At 34.6% G+C, this 3,374-nt stretch carries 5 protein-coding genes; 2 read left to right on the top strand and 3 right to left on the bottom strand.

The window, feature by feature from the left end:
- From ACQR30_RS12590 to ACQR30_RS12580, 3 genes are all read right to left on the bottom strand, one after another.
- Positions 1-1,009 (bottom strand): RNA polymerase factor sigma-54 (locus tag ACQR30_RS12590; protein ID WP_429735618.1); only part of this gene is annotated, 1,009 nt, incomplete at its 3' end.
- Positions 1,010-1,166: 157 nt separating this feature from the next.
- Positions 1,167-1,958, bottom strand: coding sequence for a hypothetical protein (locus ACQR30_RS12585; RefSeq protein WP_429735616.1), 792 nt, complete (start codon positions 1,956-1,958; stop codon positions 1,167-1,169).
- A 168-nt stretch (positions 1,959-2,126) separates the two neighbouring features.
- Positions 2,127-2,636, bottom strand: a complete 510-nt coding sequence (locus ACQR30_RS12580; RefSeq protein WP_429735614.1) for a DinB family protein — start codon at positions 2,634-2,636, stop codon at positions 2,127-2,129.
- Between the two features lie 106 nt (positions 2,637-2,742).
- Here ACQR30_RS12580 and gldC point away from each other — a divergent pair, with 106 nt between their 5' ends.
- Entirely contained in the window at positions 2,743-3,099 is a 357-nt protein-coding gene (gene gldC / locus ACQR30_RS12575) for a gliding motility protein GldC (RefSeq protein ID WP_429735612.1), read from the top strand.
- Between the two features lie 56 nt (positions 3,100-3,155).
- Positions 3,156-3,374: GatB/YqeY domain-containing protein (locus tag ACQR30_RS12570; protein WP_429735610.1), on the top strand; the 219-nt coding region annotated here is incomplete at its 3' end.

Raw genomic sequence — 3,374 nt, 5'->3', positions numbered from 1 at the left:
TAATAAAGAGCACTGCTTCCTTTTGACGTTTGTCTTTTTTACTGCCCCTATCATATTCTTTCAACATGTCACGATAACCATCACTAATTCGCAGATCCGGTGCATTTTTTGAATTGAGCGAAATCTCGAGACTACCACCACTGTTCAAAATAAAAAAATCAGGAACAATATAACTATAGGCTTTATTTAACTCTCCAACGTTACCTCCTGGCTTAGGATTGAGTCGTATGATAGATTGAATCGCGTCTTTTAATTGCTTCTCTGAAATAGAGAGTCCCCGCAGTATTTTTTCATAATGCTTCTTCGTAAATTCATCAAAATACTTCTTCAAAATCAGAATAGCTATTTCTGTACTTTCATCTAAATGATCATTGGGGCGCTGCAATTGGAGCAATAAACATTCCTGTAAATCGCGCGCGCAAATACCCGGCGGATCAAATTGTTGTATTTTATGAATAAGTTGTTCTATTTCTTGTTCACTGGTAGAAATATTTTGTCTGAACGCCAAATCATTAACAATGGAACTTTGTTCTCTGCGTAAATACCCGTCGTCATCAATGCTGCCTATGATTTGTTCGGCAATGATTTGTTGCTTTTCGCTGAGCGAAAGCATGCCTAATTGATTGGACAGCGTCTCGTGTAAACTGCTTTCTACTTTAAAAGGCATTGTTTGTCTTTCTTCGGGGACTTCATAAGCATCGTTGCGCAATTTGTAGTCCGCAATTTCATCATCACCCTCTGTAACATATTCCGATATGTCAATATTTTCGTATTGTTCCTCACTTCCATCTAATTCAAATTCCTGATCATCTGTCTCGTCTAAATTACCCTCAATTACATCCGGCAATTCTTCGTCCTTTGCCTCTTCCAGAGCTGGATTCTCTTCCAATTCTTCCTTTATGCGTTCCTCTAAATTCGCAGTCGGGATTTGTAGCAACTTCATCAATTGAATTTGCTGAGGAGATAACTTCTGTAATAATTTCTGTTGAAGCGTTTGACTTAAAGCCATTACTTTTGTCTTTTTGTTTTAAAACTTGCCAAAAGTACAACGAAAATTATGGCTTTCGATGGATTGCGGGAGATTTATTTAAGGTTGGTTTGATTTTTGATAGAGCGAACCTCATTTGTTATAGAACCCTGGCATTGACTCCTTTTTAAAAGATGAATTAATAAATGCTTTGCCCATATTTTTCTTTAAAGACGGAAAGTAACAATACCAAATCAATCTTACTTATATTAAGGGTTTTCAGTTCAATATTTATTGTTTTCATGTCTAGATTTGCATTTTGATAATAAAGGGTAACACTTGAATTTCTATCTTTTCCCCCTTCGTTATATCGCCAATCCAATAAATTGTCCCAAGATATTTTTTTGTTAAAAATATTTAAACACGAAGGGTGAAAGGAAATTAAAGGTTCTTCTTTTGAAGAACCGCGTTTGGTATCACTAAAAAGAAAATAATAGCCGATTCCTATCGCACCTAAAATAACAAACATGGCACAATTATCAAAATCCAGGGAAAATATTCTGCTAATCAACAGCATCCCAATTAGAAATACAACGTAAGTAATTATAATCCTCCATGATTTCGACTTCCGGCTCCCAATTTGAGTACTTAAACTATTATCACGTAAAAAATCGTTTGTAGAGTAGTCACGATAATTTAACGATGCATTTCTCATTTGTTCATTAGTAAAAGAAAAGTTCTCATCTAATTGCATTCGCTCAATTATATAATAAAATAAATTCTTATGCTCCGAACGACTTAGTTGATAGCGAATAATGCTGTTCTTAAAAAGCGAAATCAAAATCAAGACGACGGACACTGCAAAAGTGACAAGATGAAGGTCTCCCCCGATTTGGTCGCCGCCATTACAAGCCAATACCAATAATATAAAACCTGTAGCAGCAATAAAGCTTGAATGCTCCAAAAACCGAATACTGTTTTTGACACACATAAGTAGGTAATTAAGATTAGGTTAATAAATTATTACCATTAAGATAATAATCTGATATTAAAATTAGGGAAATGAAAAATAAAAAGCACCCTTTGTTATTAACATATTACCAACATCAAACGTTTGCATTAAGGAAAATCACCCGAAAAAAGATATAAAACAGCGTCTTTACAAATAATTGTTGATCAGAATGCGCTTATGATGAAGCGCATGCCCAAAAGTCATATAAATGATGGCCAAACAACTTACCTCATAATTATTAATCAAACCCCTATTTGTCAAGGCCGATGGCCGAAAAGAACGGAATAAAATATTTGAAGCGAAACGTAAGGCAAAGTACTCTTCTTTTAAGTCGCTGAATGCACGTGTATTTGCAAAACTTTGCGCGGCATAATCGTTCTGCTCAAAACCAGGTAAAGATTGCTTTTCTCCTCTTGCTAAAGCCAATGCACGGTAAGAGAAAACACGTTCTGTATCTATTATATGTTGCAGAACTTCTTTTACAGACCATTTGTTTTCGGCATAGGCGTAGTTAGCTTTTGTATCAGGCAAGGACTCTACAAAACTTAAAAGCTCCTCATTATGCAAAGCAATTATTTCAGCAACACTATCGCCTTTTACCAGTGATACATAATTTTTTGCATAAGCAGGATAATCATTTTCGGAAGGACGTATCATCTATTACGGTTTTATTATGGAAGTAAAATGCAAATATCATTATTTAAAAAAATATTCTGCTTTTTAAAATTATCTTTGTAGCTATCAAAAAAAACAATATTACAATATGGCAAAATCTAATATTCAAATTGAAGTAAATTTAGATGACGATAAAATTCCTGAAAGTATTTTTTGGAATGCAAGCGACGGTGGTGATGAGTCGCAAAAAGCAAGGGCAATGATGCTGGCATTTTGGGATGGTGCAGATAAAAGTGCTTTACGCGTAGATTTATGGACTAAAGAAATGATGGTAGACGAGATGGCAGACTTTTTTTATCAAACTTTCATGACTATGGGCGACACCTTTAAGCGTGCAACCAATCAACCAGAATTAGTAGATGATATCAAAAATTTCGCGAAAGCATTTTATCAAAAATTTCGCGAAACACAATTGAAAGAAAATAAAATTGAAGGGAAGGTTTAAGATTCCTATTTCTATCTTCAATATATATATTCAATTAATTTTAAAAAATAAATAAAATGAGTTTAGAAGATCAAATAATGACCCGGCTGAAGGATGCCATGAAAGCCAAAGATGAAGACGGTTTGCGTGGATTACGTGCAATTAAAGCCGAAATCATTAAGGCAAAAACAGAGCCGGGTGCTGGCGGACAAATTTCTGAGGAAGGAGAATTGAAGATGTTGCAAAAATTGGTAAAACAAAGAAAAGACTCTTTAGAAATTTATGAGCAACAACAT

Origin of the sequence: Arachidicoccus sp., assembly GCF_050436765.1 — a bacterium.
In the GTDB taxonomy this organism is placed as follows: domain Bacteria; phylum Bacteroidota; class Bacteroidia; order Chitinophagales; family Chitinophagaceae; genus Arachidicoccus.
Note: the sequence above shows the minus strand (reverse complement) of the source record. Positions and strands in the feature narration are given on the sequence as shown.